The organism is Camelimonas sp. ID_303_24 (assembly GCF_053543495.1).
In genome coordinates this window covers 26,105-43,019 of the sequence record NZ_JBLLJM010000016.1, presented here as the reverse complement: position 1 = coordinate 43,019, position 16,915 = coordinate 26,105, and the positions used below count along the sequence as shown (strand labels likewise).

The 16,915-nt window shown below is 65.6% G+C and carries 22 protein-coding genes; all 22 read right to left on the bottom strand.

From position 1 onward, the window contains the following. The coding region (trbE, locus tag ACERNI_RS14275) for a conjugal transfer protein TrbE (RefSeq protein WP_448833935.1) at positions 1-2,245 on the bottom strand (2,245 nt) is incomplete at its 3' end. Between the two features lie 14 nt (positions 2,246-2,259). Beyond that, positions 2,260-2,541, bottom strand: a complete 282-nt coding sequence (locus ACERNI_RS14270) for a VirB3 family type IV secretion system protein (protein WP_448833934.1) — start codon at positions 2,539-2,541, stop codon at positions 2,260-2,262. Continuing rightward, positions 2,541-2,873, bottom strand: coding sequence for a TrbC/VirB2 family protein (locus ACERNI_RS14265; RefSeq protein ID WP_296626278.1), 333 nt, complete (start codon positions 2,871-2,873; stop codon positions 2,541-2,543). The genes ACERNI_RS14270 and ACERNI_RS14265 overlap by 1 nt, the downstream gene beginning before the upstream one ends. Beyond that, complete coding sequence (gene trbB / locus ACERNI_RS14260) at positions 2,870-3,853, bottom strand: P-type conjugative transfer ATPase TrbB (protein ID WP_012110083.1); 984 nt, start codon at positions 3,851-3,853, stop codon at positions 2,870-2,872. Before trbB ends, ACERNI_RS14265 begins: the two co-directional genes overlap by 4 nt. Positions 3,854-4,021: 168 nt before the next feature. Beyond that, positions 4,022-4,471: a hypothetical protein gene (locus ACERNI_RS14255; RefSeq protein ID WP_012110084.1), complete on the bottom strand. Its 450-nt coding sequence runs from the start codon at positions 4,469-4,471 to the stop codon at positions 4,022-4,024. A gap of 4 nt (positions 4,472-4,475) precedes the next feature. Then, a complete protein-coding gene (locus tag ACERNI_RS14250; protein ID WP_448833933.1) occupies positions 4,476-6,467 on the bottom strand; it encodes a conjugal transfer protein TraG in 1,992 nt (663 codons plus the stop codon). Between the two features lie 23 nt (positions 6,468-6,490). Continuing rightward, the gene (locus ACERNI_RS14245; protein WP_296624149.1) at positions 6,491-8,230 is read right to left on the bottom strand and encodes a relaxase/mobilization nuclease domain-containing protein; all 1,740 of its coding nucleotides are present in this window, start codon (positions 8,228-8,230) and stop codon (positions 6,491-6,493) included. Positions 8,231-8,473: 243 nt separating this feature from the next. Then, positions 8,474-9,253: a lytic transglycosylase domain-containing protein gene (locus tag ACERNI_RS14240; RefSeq protein WP_296624148.1), complete on the bottom strand. Its 780-nt coding sequence runs from the start codon at positions 9,251-9,253 to the stop codon at positions 8,474-8,476. A 3-nt stretch (positions 9,254-9,256) separates the two neighbouring features. Next, positions 9,257-9,604: a DUF736 domain-containing protein gene (locus ACERNI_RS14235; RefSeq protein ID WP_041536413.1), complete on the bottom strand. Its 348-nt coding sequence runs from the start codon at positions 9,602-9,604 to the stop codon at positions 9,257-9,259. 68 nt (positions 9,605-9,672) lie between these two features. Beyond that, positions 9,673-10,218, bottom strand: a complete 546-nt coding sequence (locus ACERNI_RS14230; protein ID WP_448833932.1) for a S26 family signal peptidase — start codon at positions 10,216-10,218, stop codon at positions 9,673-9,675. After that, complete coding sequence (locus tag ACERNI_RS14225) at positions 10,215-10,736, bottom strand: DUF2840 domain-containing protein (protein WP_296624147.1); 522 nt, start codon at positions 10,734-10,736, stop codon at positions 10,215-10,217. Before ACERNI_RS14225 ends, ACERNI_RS14230 begins: the two co-directional genes overlap by 4 nt. Further along, complete coding sequence (locus ACERNI_RS14220; RefSeq protein WP_296624146.1) at positions 10,733-10,984, bottom strand: hypothetical protein; 252 nt, start codon at positions 10,982-10,984, stop codon at positions 10,733-10,735. The genes ACERNI_RS14225 and ACERNI_RS14220 overlap by 4 nt, the downstream gene beginning before the upstream one ends. Then, positions 10,981-11,634, bottom strand: coding sequence for a ParA family partition ATPase (gene parA / locus ACERNI_RS14215; RefSeq protein ID WP_296624145.1), 654 nt, complete (start codon positions 11,632-11,634; stop codon positions 10,981-10,983). Before parA ends, ACERNI_RS14220 begins: the two co-directional genes overlap by 4 nt. Next, positions 11,631-12,791 (bottom strand): replication initiator protein A, encoded by a 1,161-nt coding sequence (locus ACERNI_RS14210; RefSeq protein WP_296624151.1) that lies wholly within the window; start codon positions 12,789-12,791, stop codon positions 11,631-11,633. The genes parA and ACERNI_RS14210 overlap by 4 nt, the downstream gene beginning before the upstream one ends. Before the next feature lie 18 nt (positions 12,792-12,809). After that, positions 12,810-13,091: a helix-turn-helix transcriptional regulator gene (locus ACERNI_RS14205; protein ID WP_012110094.1), complete on the bottom strand. Its 282-nt coding sequence runs from the start codon at positions 13,089-13,091 to the stop codon at positions 12,810-12,812. 136 nt (positions 13,092-13,227) lie between these two features. Continuing rightward, positions 13,228-13,755 (bottom strand): DUF2285 domain-containing protein, encoded by a 528-nt coding sequence (locus ACERNI_RS14200; protein WP_448833931.1) that lies wholly within the window; start codon positions 13,753-13,755, stop codon positions 13,228-13,230. Further along, positions 13,649-13,990, bottom strand: a complete 342-nt coding sequence (locus ACERNI_RS14195) for a transcriptional regulator domain-containing protein (RefSeq protein ID WP_366514091.1) — start codon at positions 13,988-13,990, stop codon at positions 13,649-13,651. Before ACERNI_RS14195 ends, ACERNI_RS14200 begins: the two co-directional genes overlap by 107 nt. A 129-nt stretch (positions 13,991-14,119) precedes the next feature. Further along, positions 14,120-14,380, bottom strand: coding sequence for a DNA -binding domain-containing protein (locus ACERNI_RS14190; RefSeq protein ID WP_066967668.1), 261 nt, complete (start codon positions 14,378-14,380; stop codon positions 14,120-14,122). Between the two features lie 96 nt (positions 14,381-14,476). Then, the gene (locus ACERNI_RS14185) at positions 14,477-14,743 is read right to left on the bottom strand and encodes a helix-turn-helix transcriptional regulator (RefSeq protein ID WP_045811379.1); all 267 of its coding nucleotides are present in this window, start codon (positions 14,741-14,743) and stop codon (positions 14,477-14,479) included. Between the two features lie 306 nt (positions 14,744-15,049). Next, a complete protein-coding gene (locus ACERNI_RS14180; RefSeq protein WP_041535876.1) occupies positions 15,050-15,376 on the bottom strand; it encodes a DUF736 domain-containing protein in 327 nt (108 codons plus the stop codon). 571 nt (positions 15,377-15,947) lie between these two features. Next, positions 15,948-16,388 (bottom strand): hypothetical protein, encoded by a 441-nt coding sequence (locus tag ACERNI_RS14175; RefSeq protein WP_296624143.1) that lies wholly within the window; start codon positions 16,386-16,388, stop codon positions 15,948-15,950. A gap of 134 nt (positions 16,389-16,522) precedes the next feature. Then, complete coding sequence (locus ACERNI_RS14170; protein WP_012110101.1) at positions 16,523-16,690, bottom strand: hypothetical protein; 168 nt, start codon at positions 16,688-16,690, stop codon at positions 16,523-16,525. Positions 16,691-16,915 lie beyond the last annotated feature (225 nt).

The following is a 16,915-nucleotide window of genomic DNA, read 5'->3' as shown; positions in this document are numbered from 1 at the left end:
ATGGGCGCTGATGTCGGACATGGCAGTAATAGTCGCGCTTGGGCGTGGCCCGCGCGAGGATTTCGATCTGGCGGTCGTTGAGACCGAAGCGCCGATAGATCTCCGTGATCTGCGGCTCGATCGCGCGTTCGTTCGGCAGGAGCAGCCTTGTCGGGCAGCTCTCGATGATGGCCGGGGCGATGTTGCTGTTGTCGATGTCGGACAGCGACTGCGTGGCGAAGATGACGCTGGCGTTTTTCTTGCGCAGCGTCTTCAGCCATTCGCGCAATTGCCCGGAGAAGGCATCGTCATCGAGTGCGAGCCAGCCCTCGTCGATGATGAGCAGCGTCGGCGAGCCGTCGAGACGGTCGCCGATGCGATGGAAGAGATAGGCGAGGACGGCGGGTGCCGCGCCAGTCCCGACCAGTCCCTCGATCTCGAACGCCTGCACCGATGCCGAGCCGAGATGTTCGGCCTCGGCGTCGAGTAGCCGCCCATAGGGGCCGCCCACGCAATACGGTCGCAGAGCCTGCTTCAGGTCGTTCGATTGGAGCAACACCGTGAGGCCGGTGATCGTGCGTTCCTCGACCGGCGCCGACGCCAGCGAGGTCAGCGCCGACCAGAGGTGCTCCTTCACCTCGGGGGTGATTGCGATGCCCTCGCGGATCAGGATGGCGACGATCCAGTCGGCCGCCCAGGCGCGTTCGGGCGTGTCGTGAATGCGCGCGAGCGGTTGCAGCGAGACCGAGGAGTCCACGCCCTCGGTGAGATCGCCGCCGAGATCGTGCCAATCACCGCCCATGGCGAGCGCGGCGGTGCGGATCGAACCGCCGAAGTCGAAGGCGAAGACCTGGGCACCGGCATAGCGCCGGAACTGCAAGGCCATGATGGCGAGGAGCACCGATTTGCCGGCGCCGGTCGGGCCGACGACGAGCGTGTGACCGACATCGCCGACATGGAGAGAAAACCGGAACGGGGTCGAGCCTTCGGTCTTGCCGAACAGCAAGGGGGAGCTACCCAAATGCTCGTCCCGTTCCGGCCCCGCCCACACCGCCGAGAGCGGGATCATGTGGGCGAGATTCAGCGTCGAAATCGGGGGCTGGCGCACGTTGGCGTAAACATGCCCCGGCAATGAGCCCAGCCAGGCATCGACGGCATTGATCGTTTCAGTCATGGCCGTGAAGTCGCGGCCCTGGATGACTTTCTCGGCGAGGCGAAGCTTCTCGTCGGCAACTCGGGGATCGTTGTCCCATACCGCGATCGTCGCGGTGACATAGGATTGGCCGGCGTAGTCAGCGCCGAGTTCCTGGAGGGCGAGATCGGCGTCCGCCGCCTTGTTCGAGGCGTCGGTATCGACCAACGCGGACGCCTCGTTGGTCAGCACCTCTTTCAGGATCGCGGCGATGCTTTTGCGCTTCGCGAACCATTGGCGGCGGATTTTGGTCAGCAGCTTGGTCGCGTCGGTCTTGTCGAGCAGGATGGCGCGCGTCGACCAGCGATAGGGAAAGGCGAGCCGATTGAGATCGTCGAGGATGCCGGGCGTGGTCGCGGTCGGGAAACCGACAATGGTGAGAACGCGCAGATGCGCGGTTCCGAGACGCGGCTCCAGGCCGCCGGTGAGCGGTTCGTCGGCGAGCAGCGCGTCGAGATAGACCGGCGTTTCGGGCACACGGACGCGGTGCCGTTTGGTCGAGACGGTCGAATGGAGAAAGGTCAGCGTCTCGCTGCTATCGAGCCACTGGCATTCCGGCATGAAGCCGTCGAGCAGCGCCAGCACGCGATCGGTGCGGTCGACAAAGGTGTTCAGGATTTCCTTCGGATCGATGCCAGCGCGTTCGCGGCCCTCATAGAGCCAGGCTTCGGTGCGCGCGGCATCCTCGGCCGGCGGCAGATAGGTGATGGTGAGATAGTAGCCGGAGACGTAATGCGCGCCGGCCTCCTCGAAATCGGCTTTGCGCTCGGCATCGAGAAGCGCTGCGGCGGCGTCGGGAAACAGGTCCGCTGGATAGATCGACGCCTCGTGCCGCTGCGCCTCGACGAAGATGGCCCAACCCGATCCGAGACGACGGAATGCGTTGTTGAGCCGCCCGGCGACGGCGACCAGTTCGGCGGCGACCGCGGAGTCCAGATCAGGGCCGCGGAACCGCGCCGTGCGCTGAAAGCTGCCGTCCTTGTTGAGCACGACGCCCTCGGCGACGAGCGCGGCCCAGGGCAGATAGTCAGCGAGGCGGGTTGCGGTGCGGCGATATTCGGCAAGATTCATCATGGCGATGCGCTTCCTCAGACGGACAGATGAGCGGGGATGCGCAGGTGACGGCGACCGACCTCGACGAAGAGGGGATCGCGCTTTGCAGCCCATACGGCTGCGATATGGCCAATGGCCCAGATCAGCAGACCGACGAGCCAGAGGCGCAGGCCAAGGCCCACGGCTCCGGCCAGCGTGCCGTTCAGGATGGCGAGTGCGCGCGGTGCGCCGCCGAGCAGAATGTGCTCGGTCAGCGCCCGGTGAACCGGGACGGTGAAACCCGGCACCGCGTCGAGTTGTTCGAACACCGCCGCCATCAGATGAGCGCCCCGCCGCCGAATGAGAAGAACGACAGGAAGAAGCTCGACGCCGCAAACGCGATGCTGAGACCGAAGACGATCTGGATCAGCTTCCGGAAGCCGCCGGACGTGTCACCGAACGCCAGCGCCAGGCCGGTGGCGATGATGATGATGACGGCGACGATCTTGGCGACCGGCCCTTCGATGGATTCGAGAATTTTCTGGAGCGGTGCTTCCCACGGCATGGACGAGCCGGAGGCATGGGCGGCGGGGGCAAGGACGAGATTGATGTAGATGAAGGCGGCGGCCGTCGCGGCATAGCGGCGAACGCGCATGGTGGTGCGGATCATGATGGCGCTCCTGTGCGGTCAAGGGTTGCGGGGGTGATGGCGTAGTCGCCGTCCGGACCGAGCCCATCGACGCGGGCGAGTTCGGCGAGCCGGCGCGCGGAGCCGCGGCCGGAGAGGACGGCAACAAGATCGATGGTCTCGGCGATCAGGGCGCGCGGGACCGTGACGACGGCCTCCTGGATGAGTTGTTCAAGGCGGCGCAGCGCGCCGATGCCGCTCCCGGCGTGGATCGTGCCGATGCCGCCGGGGTGGCCGGTTCCCCATGCTTTCAGGAGATCGAGAGCTTCAGAGCCGCGCACCTCGCCGATGGGAATGCGATCGGGGCGCAGGCGTAGCGAAGAGCGAACCAGCTCCGAGAGCGTGGCCACTCCATCCTTGGTCCGCATGGCGACAAGATTGGGCGCGGCGCACTGAAGCTCGCGGGTATCCTCGATGATGACGACGCGATCCGCCGTCTTGGCGACCTCGGCCAGAAGCGCATTGGTCAGCGTGGTTTTGCCGGTGGAAGTGCCGCCTGCGACAAGGATATTGGCGCGCGCCATCACGGCTGCGCGTAGCGTCGCCGCCTGGTCGGCGAACATGATTCCGGCGGCCACATAATCGTCGAGCGTGAAGATCGCTACGGCGGGCTTGCGGATGGCGAAGGCCGGTGCGGCGACAACGGGCGGCAGCAAGCCCTCGAACCGCTCTCCCGTCTCAGGAAGCTCGGCGGAGACTCGCGGGCTGCGCGGATGCACCTCGACGCCGACATGGTGAGCGACCAGCCGCACGATGCGCTCGCCATCGGCAGGCGACAGCGTCTCACCCGTATCGGCCAGCCCTTCGGAGAGGCGATCTACCCAGAGACGGCCGTCCGGGTTCAGCATGATTTCGACCACGGCCGGGTCTTCGAGAAAATGGGTGATGGTCGAGCCGAGCGCGGTGCGAAGCATGCGCGCACCGCGCGCGAACGCCTCCGGCTTCTGGCTGATATTGGTCATTCCTGCCCCGCTTCCTGACGGGGCTGGAAAAGAGGGTCCCCGGATCGGGGTGATTAAAAGAGCCGTGAATCAGGCTGATTCAACAAGTATCGGTCGTCGTAGTAGCGTGGTGTGCAAATACAGGAGAACGGCGGTTGGGCGATGCTATTGATCCACGCGCGCCGAAGCCTATGGATCGCTCTCTGTCGGGCTGGACGGCGACTCGCCGACATCTTCAACGATCTCCTGCCGAAGTTTCGGTCCCTGGGCCAAGCGCCGTCCAAGGGCCGCGATGAACGCCTCGTAGCGCTTCCCGACCATGGCGCGCGCTGCCTGGGCTGCGGGCTCGGGCAGCGCCGGCGTCGTGTTGAGCCAGAACCGGATGAATACGGCCATGGTCTCGACGGAGATCCCGATGTCGCGCTCCATGCGGTTGAGACGGCGATCGATCTGATCGAGGCGTTTGGCGACCACGGCTTCACGCCGCTCAGCGTCGTCCGGCGACAGGAAGGACGCGATGGCGGCCTCTGCGATCAGGGAGAGCGGTTGTTCGCGTCGGCCTGCATAGTCCGATAGTGTCGCCATGATGTCGGGGTCGAGATATACGGAAATCGGCACCTTCTTCTTGCGTCCGGTCATGGTGCTACAGCTCCATGCCGTCATTGGGATCGAGCGAGACCTGGCGGGCAACGCCGCGCATGACGCGGGTCAGCCGCTGGTTGCGCGCGGCGGCGTCCTCTGTGTCGTCAGGCAAATCGATCTCAAACTCATTGTCGATCGGCGCCTTCTTTTCGATGGGGTTCACCCGGTTGAGTTCGGGCTGATGCCGACGTTCGGACTCGGTGGAATCCTCTTCGTTGTCACCGCTCGTCGTTGGCGCAGCGTTTTCGGTCATGTCCGGGCGCGCGGGGATCGGCAGCTTGCTCCAATCGTCGGGCCGACCTTCAGTAGGCCGCGCCAGCCCCGGCGGTGACATGATGCGTTCCTTGAAGCGGGCATCTTCATAGTAGCGCGCCTTCTTCGCCCGGATCGGCGGCGTCCCGGCGACCATGACGATCTCGTCGGTCGGCGGGAGCTGCATGATTTCGCCTGGTGTCAGGAGCTGACGCGCGGTCTCCGAGCGCGACACCATCAAATGGCCGAGCCAGGGCGAGAGCCGATGCCCGGCGTAATTCTTCATCGCCTTCATCTCGGTCGCGGTTCCGAGCGCGTCGCTGACCCGCTTCGCGGTCCTTTCGTCGTTCGTCGCAAAGGAAACGCGCACATGGCAGTTGTCGAGGATCGAATTGTTCGGGCCGTAAGCCTTCTCGATCTGGTTCAGCGATTGCGCGATCAGAAAGCTCTTGAGGCCGTAGCCCGCCATGAAAGCCAGCGCGGACTCGAAGAAATCGAGGCGGCCGAGGGCGGGAAACTCGTCGAGCATGAGCAGCAGGCGATGCCGCCCGACCTTTGCTTGCAGATCCTCGGTGAGACGGCGACCGACCTGATTGAGGATCAGGCGTATCAGCGGCTTGGTGCGGTTGATGTCGGACGGCGGCACGACAAGGTAGAGCGTGGTCGGGAGCTTGCCGCCCACCATGTCGCTGATCCGCCAGTCGCAGCGCCGCGTCACCTCGGCGACGACAGGATCGCGGTAGAGGCCGAGAAACGACATGGCGGTGGAGAGCACGCCCGAGCGTTCGTTGTCCGATTTGTTGAGCAGCTCGCGTGCGGCGCTGGCGATGACGGGATGCGGCCCGGCTTCGCCGAGGTGGCTGGTCTTCATCATCGCGGCAAGCGTCGACTCGATCGGGCGCTTCGGATCGGACAGGAAGGCGGCGACGCCGGCCAATGTCTTGTCGTCTTCGGCGTAGAGGACATGCAGGATGGCGCCGACCAGCAGGGCATGACTGGTCTTCTCCCAATGGTTCCGCTTTTCGAGCGAGCCTTCGGGATCGACCAGGATGTCAGCGATGTTCTGAACGTCGCGGACTTCCCATTCGCCACGGCGCACCTCGAGCAGCGGATTGTAGGCCGACGATTTGGGGTTGGTCGGGTCGAACAGCAGAACGCGGCCATGCCGGGCGCGGAAACCGGCGGTGAGCTGCCAGTTTTCCCCTTTGATGTCGTGGACGATGGCCGAGCCCGGCCAGGTCAACAGGGACGGCACGACCAGGCCGACGCCCTTGCCCGATCGGGTCGGGGCGAAGCAAAGCACATGCTCGGGGCCGTCATGACGGAGATAGTCGCGATCATAGCGGCCGAGCACGACACCGTCGGGACTGAGCAGGCCCGCGGCTTTCACCTCGTCCTTTCCGGCCCAGCGGGCGGAGCCGTAGGTCGCCGCGCTTTTTGCTTCGCGGGCGCGCCAGACCGACATGCCGATGGCGACGGCTATGGCGATGAAGCCGCCCGACGCCGAGATCATCCCGCCCTTGGCGAAGACCTCCGGCGCGTAGGCGTCGTAGAAATACCACCACCAGAAGAACGCTGGCGGATAGTAGATCGGTAGGCCGAACAGGGAAAACCAGGGCGTGCCGAGCTGCGCCTGAAAGCCGAGGCTCCATGCGACATATTGCGTCGCCGCCCAGGTGGTGAGCAGCACGATGAGGAAGACGACGGCGATCTGGCCCCACAGGATTTTGGTCGCGGACATTGCTGCGGTCCTTTCTTAGGTGATTAGAGGCCGAGCCCCCGCTTGCGGCCGAAGCTCCAGTCGACACCGCCGTCGCCGCGGGCGACCCCGGAGACGTGTTTGCCGAGCTGGCTTTCGAGGGACGGCGACCAGGGCACGAGCTGGAAGCCGAGGCCGTCATCGATCATCGCGAAGCGGCCGGATGCGAGCGTCATGCGCTGGCGATAGGTGCCGGCGACATATTCGCCATTGCCGGCCGCTTTGAACGGCTGGCCTGTCTCCTTCGCGAGCCGGTCGGCAACGGCGTCGACCTCACGGCGCCGAAGCGTCTCGATCAGGTTGCGGCTGAAGATGACGCGGCGGCCTTGCTGCTCGGCGAGACCTTCGTGGACCAGATGCTCCGCCCGTTGTCGCATCGCGTGCCGCACCTCGGCGCCGAAGCCGCCCTCCGACATGGCGACGGGTTCGCGGGCGATGGATTGCCGGTCGAGCCAGGTCGCGCCCGAGGCGTTCACCTGATGCTGGAGATCGAGATCGGAGCGGACGGCAAGTGCGACGCGGCGTTCGCCGCGAGCATCTTCGAACGTGCGCAGCTCGACGATCGAGCCCGGCGCGCTGTCGCCTGCCGCATCGAGATGCGGCAAGCGGATGTGGTGGCTCCGACCATCGACGCCGTCGACCACGGCGTAGGCCGTTCCCTTCAGCTCGTCATCGAGGCCGCGCTCGACCAGACGGCCGATGACCGGCACATCGAGGCTTTCCCCTGCCAGGACGTAGTTGCCCGAGCCGCGGTCTATACCGCGTTCGGTGAGCGCGCGGTGCATGCGCTTGATGATGTCGCCGCGTTCGCCGAGCTGGCGCAGCGTCACCTCAGCCTGATCGTCGATCATCCACTGGCCAGGTCCGACTTCACTGGCGAGGCCGAGGGCTGCGAGTTTGCGCAGGCGGCCGACCTTCTCGACGGCGTAGGCGTCGGGCTGGCGGCCGACCTCCGGGGCGACATCGATGACGCCGGTCTTTCCCGCGTCGCGGACAAGCTGCCGATCGAGTTGCGTCCAGCGCTCCGCCTCGATCTGGCGTTCGAGCGTGCGGCGAATATCGAGATCCGTGCGCGGGCCAAGCTCTTGTGTGATGAGGTCACGCGCGCGATCGCGCATGCCCTCCTTGATGTAGTCGCGCGAGATCACGAGGTCCTGGCCGTCGTCGCGGACGCCGCGCACGATTAGATGGACGTGAGGATGCTCGGTGTTCCAGTGATCGACCGCAACCCAATCGAGCCGCGTGTCCAGATCCCTTTCCATCTGGCCGACAAGATCGCGGGTGAAGGACTTGAGGTCCGACATCTCCACGGCGTCGTCCGGTGAGACGATGAAGCGGAAATGATGGCGATCATCTTCGCATCGCCCGGAGAAGGCGCGGCCATCAGCTTCCTCCGTTCCCGGCCCGAACAGTCGGGCCTTTTCTCCATCACGGGTCACGCCGTCGCGGCGGAGATAATCGAGATGCGTGCCGAGCGGCGCGGTGCGGCCGGAGCGCCGCACGACGCGGGCCTTGATGACAGCGCCGCGCGTGCGCGCTGTGATGAGGCGGTTCGCTTGGATGCTGGCGCGCTGGCCTCGGCCGAAGCGCGAGCGATTGGCGGCAACGACGCGCCCGGAGCGCGAGACACCGCCGCCCGCCTTCTTCGCGGCGGCCAGCGCCTGCGCGATGAAGGGCCGAGCCGACTGCGCACGGGTTGACCGGATGCGCCCAGGCCGAACACGAAACTCGTGGTCATCGGCCATGACGCAAGGCCGCAATGTGCGAAAAATCGCGCTGATACAGGCAATTGGGCGTCAGGCGCACATTGCCGATTAGCACGGCAATGTGCGGAGCGCGCCAAAACCTCTTGCAAAAACAACCGCCCGACCGCCGCGCAATGTGCGGCCTTTTATCCTGCCATCGTGCGGTTGTTGTGCCTGCCTCTCCCCCTTGTGCCCTCCATGTCACGCCGGAATGCGACAGAGTGCGAAGGATACTTCCGCAGTTCATCGGGGCGTCCCCCCGTCAGAGCGAGCGACCACGATCGGGGCGTTCGAGTCTTCGGCGGTGTCGGGAGTGCGCGCCGCGACGGAGGAGCGGCTGTCGTTCGACCGCGCGTTTTCCGATGGCGATGTCGCCGAACGATCGTCGGCGGAACGCACGACGAAGAGCGGCGCTTCCCGCCAATCCGGCGGCGGTGGCGGCGCAACCGGTGGCGCGCTCGACGGCGATGGTGCGCCTAGCTGCGGAGCCAGCAGCGCGATGTAGGCCCGCGTTTCGGCGGGCAGGGCGCGGCCGGTATGGACGTATTCGTCGTAGCGGCCAGGCCCCGCATTGTAGGCGCCGAGCATTGCGGGGATCGTGCGATAGCGGTCGAACATTTCACGCAGGTAGGCAGCGCCTGCGAGGATGTTGTCGCGCGGGTCGTAGGGGTCACGCCCGAGCCCATAGCGAACGCGAAGCGCGGCCCAGGTATCGGGCATGACCTGCATCAACCCGAGCGCGCCGGCCGACGATATGGCGCGCACATCGCCGGCGCTTTCGGCGCGTTTGACGGCGACGATCCAGTGTTCGGGAATGCCGAAGCGCTGCGAGGCTTCGGTGACGAAGGCGGCGTGTGGATCGCCAGCGACCGTGCGCGCAGCCGACACGGACTGGGCAAGAGCGGCGTCCGTTGCGCCCGCTGCGAGGGCCAGGCCGGAAAGGAGAAGGAAGGCCATTCGCCGGACGGCGTGATGCCGCCCTCCCGCATCCCGATGGCTTATCGCTGGACGTGGACCGGACATCGGTCAGTCCTTCCCGGCGCGGTCGCGCGGGCGCGACCAGTGCAGCGACCAGGCGTTCCCGGCGTCATCGTCGCAGAACAGATTGGCGCGGATCGGCTGCGGCAGCGCAGGGTCGTCGATCAGTACGGCAACGTATTCGCCCGCGCGCTCGCCGGTGCGTTTCCAGCCCGCGCCGATTTCCGGACCGGCTTCGGCTTTGCCATCGTCGCTGGCGTGAACGCGGTAATCCGGCGCATTCTCGGCATCGGAGGGCTCTGCCGGCACGATGACGACATCGCGGAAGAGCGTGAACGTCTCCAGCTTGCCGGCGAAGCCCGTGTCCTGGCGCGTGAATTGACCAATCTGAGGCATGATGACTTCCTTTGCGGCGGCGTTGGGAAAGCCATCGGTGGGCGCCGCCCCCGCCGATGGCGAGGTGTTCATCGCGTCGGTGCGCGCCATTCGAAGCGGCCCGTTCCGTCCTCGTCTGTCCACAGGGGGACGGCGCGGCCGATGATCTGGTCAGTGGAGGTCAGGCCGAAATAGCGACCGTCCAGGCTGTCGCGGACCTTCCAGTTCATGAGGAAGACTGCGCCGGTCGGGATACGGCGGCAGCCCTGCCAGACCGGGAGGTCGCGCGCGGCGCGATCACGCGGTAGCGCATCGCCCATGTCGACGCCGTCGATCGTGACGGAGAGGTTCGAGCGGCAAACGGTCTGCCCGGAAACGCCGAGAATGCGCTTCAGCAGCGGGACGCCTTTGGGAAGATAGCCGCGTTCGGCCATGAAGGTCGCGAGCGGCTCGGGCGCATCGACCGCAACGAGATCGGTGACGTCGAACGGGCCATCGACGTCGATCGTGTAGAAGCCGATGGGGGCGCTCGCCGATGCGTTCCACAGGAGCTTGATCGGCAACGGGGTGAGCGCCGGATAGCTGATCCCCGTGGTCGCGAGAGCCATGACGATGAAGAGACCGGCGCGCGTCACGACCACGTCCTCCGGCGCAGGAGGACGGCGCGATGCTGGTCGAGCGTATAGGTGCGCGGCTGATGTCCAGCCGCCATCCGGTTGTGGACGTGACGCCAGTGTTCCGGCGAAACGGCGTCCGCCTCGATGCCGATCGCTTCAATTGCATCGACGTGGCGCAGCACGTCTTCGACCTTTGGCCATCCGTCGATCCTGAGCAGGATTTCACCGCCCGGCCGGACGAAAGGCAGCGTCTGGTAGGGCTCTCCGGGCTCGACTGCGCGTACGATGTCGATGCGCGAGATGATCGTGCCGAAGTCGTTGGCCGCCCATCGCACGAACGCGAATACGGTGTTCGGACGGAAGGAGACGACACGCCGGCGGCGGTCGAGGATCTGTTCATGCGCCTCACGGCCGAACCTGATCCAGTATTCGATCTTCTTCTCGACCCACGTCAGTTCGACGTGGGTCATGGTGTCATGGGGGAGCGCTGACGGCAGAGGGCCGCCGCGCATGCGGGGAGCCGCAGTGCCGGTCATGTGGTGTCTCCTGGTGTCGAGGGGAATTCACGCGCGAGCAGCTCGCGCAGCATGTCGGCGACGGTGACGCCGCGCCCGAAGGCGGCGATCTTGATCCGGCCGCGCAGTTCGAGCGTCACATCGATGGTGAGCCTGGCGGTGAACGCAGCGACGTCAGCGGCGCGTGGTGCGTTGTCCGCAGCCTTGATCCATTGGTCGGGATCGGAGGGGCGTGCGGCGAAGCCGCGACGGGGGGATCGTTCGTTCATTGTGCGCCCCCGTCGATCCGCAGACGCAGGAGTTCATCGGCGAAGGCCGCGATCTCGCGCGCGGCCGATGTCGCATCGGCGAGTTCGGCGACCAGGCGGCCGGTCTGCGCGGCGGCGGCGAAGGCGATACGTTGGCCGATGGTGGTGGCGAGCAACGGTGGATCGTGATCGGCCAGGGTCTCGGCTGTCTCGCGGGCCAGGATGGTGCGCGCACCGCAAGGATTGAGCACGAAGCGGGCGACCAGTTCCGGGCGATAGACGCGGGCTTCGCGGAGCAGCGCCAGCATCTCGGCCGATGCCCAGCCGTCGAGCGGCGACGGCTGCACCGGGATCAGTACGAGGTCGGCGGCGAGCAGCGCCGAGCGCATGAGCGCTGCGACACGCGGCGGGCCGTCGATGACGACGTGGTCGACATCGCGGGCCAGCGCCGGCGCTTCGCGGTGGAGCGTGTCGCGCGCCAGGCCGACGACGCCGAACCGGCGCGGCAGGCCCTCATGGCTGCGCTGCTCAGACCAGTCGAGGGCCGATCCCTGTGGGTCCGCATCGATCAGGGTGACGCGCTGACCGCGCCCAGCGAGTTCGCCCGCGAGGTTGAGCGCCAGCGTCGTCTTGCCGACACCGCCATTCTGGTTGAGGAACGCGACGATCATCGCGCACCTCCAGGCCGATCGAGGAGCGGAAGCTGATCGGGGGAAGCCGGTTCGCTCTCTTTCCGGCCCGTCTGAGCGGCTGGAGCACCCTTGCGCGGTGATTTGCCGGCGGCGCGGAGGCTCGCTGCGGCGGTGCGGATGAGGTTTTCCACATCGCGCGCGCGCTCTTCAAAGTTAGATTCTTGGTTAGACTCTAAGTTAAGGGCGCGAATCCGCCCACGATTTCCAGACGTTAAGGCCGGCTTGGGTTCCTGATGGCACGAGCCTCGGGTTCCCGATGGCACGATAGGTCGGGTTCCCGATAGCACGAGGCCGTCCACAGGTTTTCCACAGGCGGCCAGTGGCTCGAAAGCCAGCAGCGTGCGCCCGCCGATTTCCACTTCGAGCGACAGGAGGTAGCCGGGCAGTGGTTGGCGTCGCACGATGTCGCGCAGTTCGAAGGCGAAGCGCTTGAACGGCGACAGGCTGCCGGATTTGAGGTGGAGGTGGCGTAGGTCGAAACGCCAGCCGCCGCGCTGACGGCCTCCGTGTTTGCGCACGATGCGGTAGAGCCAGCGATCGAGGCCGCCGGTGAGATCGAAATAGGCCGGATCGATGGTGAGGATGAGCGCGTCATCGAGGACGGCCTTGTAGAACCAGTCGGGGACGATCAGCTCGATGCCATCCGGTCGTCCTTGACGATCCGTGCGCTCCTGCCACTCGTTGATCCACGAGAAGCGGTGACGGCGGCCTTTGGCGGGTTGGCGGATCGACGTCGAGATGGTGGTCGATTGCAGCCGGTCGAGCGCGGCCTTGAGCCGCTGATAATCGCGCTTGGATGTGCCGCGCCCGACATAGGTGAGGATCTCATAGGGTGTCGCCGCCATCAGACGCGAGGTGCGCAGGCCCGCGTCGCGGGCCTCGACGATCTGGCTGGCGGCCCAGATCAGGATGTCGGCGTCCCAGATCGTGGCCATGCCATGATCGGGAACGGCCTCTACCCGGATGGAGACACCGCCCGCCGAAAAGTCGATCGGCGCTATGCGGTGCGATTTCGAGAGGGAGAAGAAGGGATGGGCCATGAGATCCTGCGCGTCTCGTGGCGCGAAGTCGCCGGGAAGCGCGCGAAACAGGTCGAGCTGCCCACGCTCCGAAGGGTCACGACGACGCACCACCATGAAAGAGACCGGCCACAATCAGCGTGCGTATCGGCCGGCGATCTGGCCGGTCGGCAGCGTCTGGCGCTTTGCGGGAAGCACGGAGCCGCGCGGATCGGACGTCGAGGTTACGGCGCCGCGCTCGGCCCAGGTCTCCAGATCGTCGACCGAATAGACGACGCGCCCGCCGAGTTTGTGATAGGCCGGACCAGTTCCGTAGGTGCGGTGTTTTTCGAGGGTGCGCGCGGACAGGCTGAGAAATTCAGCGGCTTCCTTGGTCCGCAGGTAGCGTGGCGGGAGCGCGGCGGTATCGGGTCGCATGGGGCGGGCCTCCGTGGGGTTGCTGGGGGCCGCTGGCGATCAGCGGCTGACAGCGACAACGGTGGCGGAGAACCTCCGGCGGGATGGATGGGGGACTTGGGATGGCTAAATTCCCCACCCCTGTTGTTGGCGCAGGCTAGGTGCGCCGACGATGCCGAAGCAGGTGCAGATAGCCGCCATCGATGAGGGCCAATCCGGCTTCGGCGAAGGCGATCACGGCATCCCGCAGCGGCGAGGTCTTCCAAGGATCGGTATCGATGCGCGCCGCGCCGTAGATTGCGATGGCGATGTCGCGATAGGTCGCGCCGTTCATGCGGCCGTCGGCAGCACGAAGTTTGAGGCGAAAGCGGCGGCGCTGCTCGGCGGTCATGCGCGTGTCGCGCAATGGCGGACGCTGGAGCCAGGCGCGCGCGAGGCGTGTCAGCGCATCAATGCGATCGAGGATGTCGTCATCGATGGGGACGACCGCCGCAAGCTGGTCGTGTGCGGATATGCCGGGTAGGAAGAGTAGCTGGAGGTTGTGCTCGGGAAGACCGGCATAGGTTCCTTCAGGGCCATCACGGCCCGCAGCGAAGCTGTCGGCGAGGCTGTTTGAGCTGGACGGCAGAAAGTTCGGTCGTGCTGTCAAAAAGAGGACGGCGGGATCGCTCTGCGGCGACCACACCACCTGTTGCTGTAGGGCAGAACGACCTGGTCTTGCGGGGAAATCGCAACCCCCAGCGCTGCTGCCTGTCGTCAGGCAGCGGCTGAGTCTCGGCGCCAGCATCGACCAGACTGGCGTAATCGTCCTGATAAGGGCGGTATCTGCGAAGGCACTCCCAGGCGAGACCTTCGATCGGCAGTGTATCGAAGAAATCGTAGCTGCGGTCGTCTCGCCAGTTCGATGTATCGGGCCTCATCGCATCAACTCTCCCGCGTGGTGCGCGTAAGTCGAGCGTGTGATTTTTCGGGGCACGACGAGGGTGTTGGAAGTCCGGAGGAGGGCATTGCGTGATGTCGAAAGGGCATCACGCAGGTTCGCAAGCCTCTCAGCGGTGAGCCTGTCGCAGGAGATGCCGATAGCCGGTGTGTGTCATCCACCGGGCGCGTTCGAGATGGCTGTCATGGATGCGTCGGCAGCGCTCGGGTTCACGGGCGGGATCAAGGTCGAACAGCACCCGCACGGCTTCCTCCCAATGCGCGCCGTCAGCGGCCGCATCCAGCAAGCGCATGTATAGTTTGGCGTGCGACTTGTCGTAATCGGTGAGATCTTGCCCCGATGGCGCAAGGTCCCGGAATGGTGCGGTCATGGTGCAGACTCGGCGAATATGCGGTGCCTGTCTATTATCCATGTTTGATCCGAAATGGAGGCAGTGCAAATGATGGGGAACCTGGCTGCCCACAGGTCAGCGTAAGCCTGTAGATCGGTTCGGCTTGTTTCCGCGATCATCGACCAGAAGCACTCCTTGCCCTCGGTCGGTCGACAGGAAGACGATGCCGGCAGCTTCCAAAGCCCTGCGTGCCTGATCGCGCGTCGTCTCGTACACATCGAGCCCGCTTTCGGATTCGAGGCGCTTGAGCGCGGTCAGCGATAGGCGGGCCTTGTCAGCGAGCGTCTCCTGTGTCCAACCCAGCAACGCGCGTGCGGCCCGTGATTGTCGGGCGGTGATCATGCATGATCACCTCCCATCGCAACCGGCGCGCGCTCCAGAACTACGGCTATTTTAGTCGTATTATCCCGTTTCTGCCAGCTCAAAGAGGTTGCCGAAGGGCCGTGTTGCGCTGCCGCCGATTTGCTGATTCGGGCAAACGAGGCGCTGTCGTCAGTGAAGCGAAGGTTCTGCGGGCTGGCTTTTGCAGTAAAGCTGGAGGGCGCGCCTTCGGTGTGACCCGACTATTTGGGGCACTCATCTGCGATCGGGTGCGATCTGAGCAGGAAGGCGGCCCCGACCTTTCGGCCGGGGCCTCGTGAAGCCGCCTCAGTCTGCGCGGCGGCCGTTGGGGCGGGACCAGATCAGCGAGTAACCTTCACCGTCCTCGTCATCGAAGAGGTTGGCGTAGATCGGAGCGTTGAAGCTCGGATCGTCGAGCTTGAGGCCCAGATAGTCGCGGCCCTCGTTGGAGCGCTTGGACCAGGCGGCGCCGATCTCGGCGCGGCCGACCAGGACCCGGTGGCTGGGGGCGTTCTCGCCGCTGGCGCGCAGGTCGGGGACGATGCGCACGCCTTTGGCCTGGACGCTGAGGGTGACGATTTCGCCGCCGAATTCGTTCGAGCCGGTCTTCTTGAAGGTGCCGATGGTCGCCATTGTAAGTCTCCGTTTTCCGTTTCGAGCCCGCGCCATTGCGGCCTCGATGGCGATCGACCGGACGGAGGCGAGCGACGGCACATCGCTTGCGACCGCAGCAAAGCGGAGGATGGCGCAGACACGACTTTGTTGTTTCGCGAGGAATGACGGCGCAGCCGGCAGGGGAAGAAAGTCGGGGCCAGCCGTTGTGGCTTAGGCGCTCGAGGCAAAGCCGTCCTTCGGCCAGATCAGGCCATTGAAGAGGCCGTTTTGGCGCGGGTGCTGGACGGATCGACGGCGGAGACGGCGGCGACCTTCGCATTGGCCTGGGAAGTCCGACCGGCGATCACAGGCGTAGACCTCGCTTGAACAGGCCTGCGCTGCGCATTTCGCCATTCTGCCAGCTCTGACGAAACGCCTCGACGCTGAGGGGCTGCCGGCCACGATGTCGTTGCCGCCCCGACGCGCTCCATCGTTCCGTGACAGGTGGGCGCAGCCGATGCTTCGCGATGCCGCTTCCCCATCGGGCGACCAGATGGCGTGGAGGGCAAGGTATGTGCCGCTGGATCCCGCCGCGATGGGCGCTGCGGGTTTAGGCGTGGGACACATGCCCGGCAGATGGGTCGGAGGCCGCCATTCCAGTGATGCGCACGAAGGCGACGATGCCGACCGCGATCGCTCCGATGACGGAGAACACGGTCTGCCATGTCTCCGATGGCATGGTGTGTTTCACGATGCCATGGGTGGCATGGAATCCGGCGACGACGGCGGGGGCGACGAAGGCTGCGGCGATGAGCAGGCGTGCCCAGGTCGGACGGACGGTGGCGAGCAGGAATTGGCCGATGCCGAAGGTCAGGCCGGCGGCGACAAAGCCGACGACAATCGCGCCGAGCCAGCCCGCGTCGGTGCCGTAGGCCCATGTGCCGGCAGTCACGCCCGCGAAGAACGGAAGAGCGAACACCGCAAGCGTGAAGAGGAGCCAGCAGAGGAAACCGATGGCGGCGATGCTGAGGAGAATACCGATGAAGATCATGGTGGTGTCTTTCGTCAAATGTCAGACGGACGCGCCACCACCACCACCACGGCGCACATGCGAGATTAGCAGAATTCGAGCTGCGGGGGGAGCAGAAGCGTGAAGCATCCGCCGACTGCGCGACCCGGTTCGCCTCATGAGGCGAAGGGGTCGATTTCGCCGACGATGGCGTTTTCATCGCCATCATATTCCGACGCCGGGGTGACGGAGAGCGTGCCGTCTCCGGCGCGATAGATGACGATGGCCGCCATCAGGGTGGTAGCGAGGCTGAAGGCGAAGGCGTGAGCGGTTTGGAAGGACATCGACCTGGCTCCTGTTTGAGCGGAGGTCCATCCCCCGCTGACAGGCGGCCGAAGAGTTCGGCCGGTGGCCGCAATCACCGTGCAGGCGAAGCCGGAGCGGCGGCACGCTATGCGTAGTCCGACCCTTTAAGGGTTGATGGCGTCAGGCCATCGGCTGAACCCAAGGATCAGCGTCTTGAAGCGGGGGTAGTCGTCCGATCAGGAGACCGGGTTGTCTGCATGCCG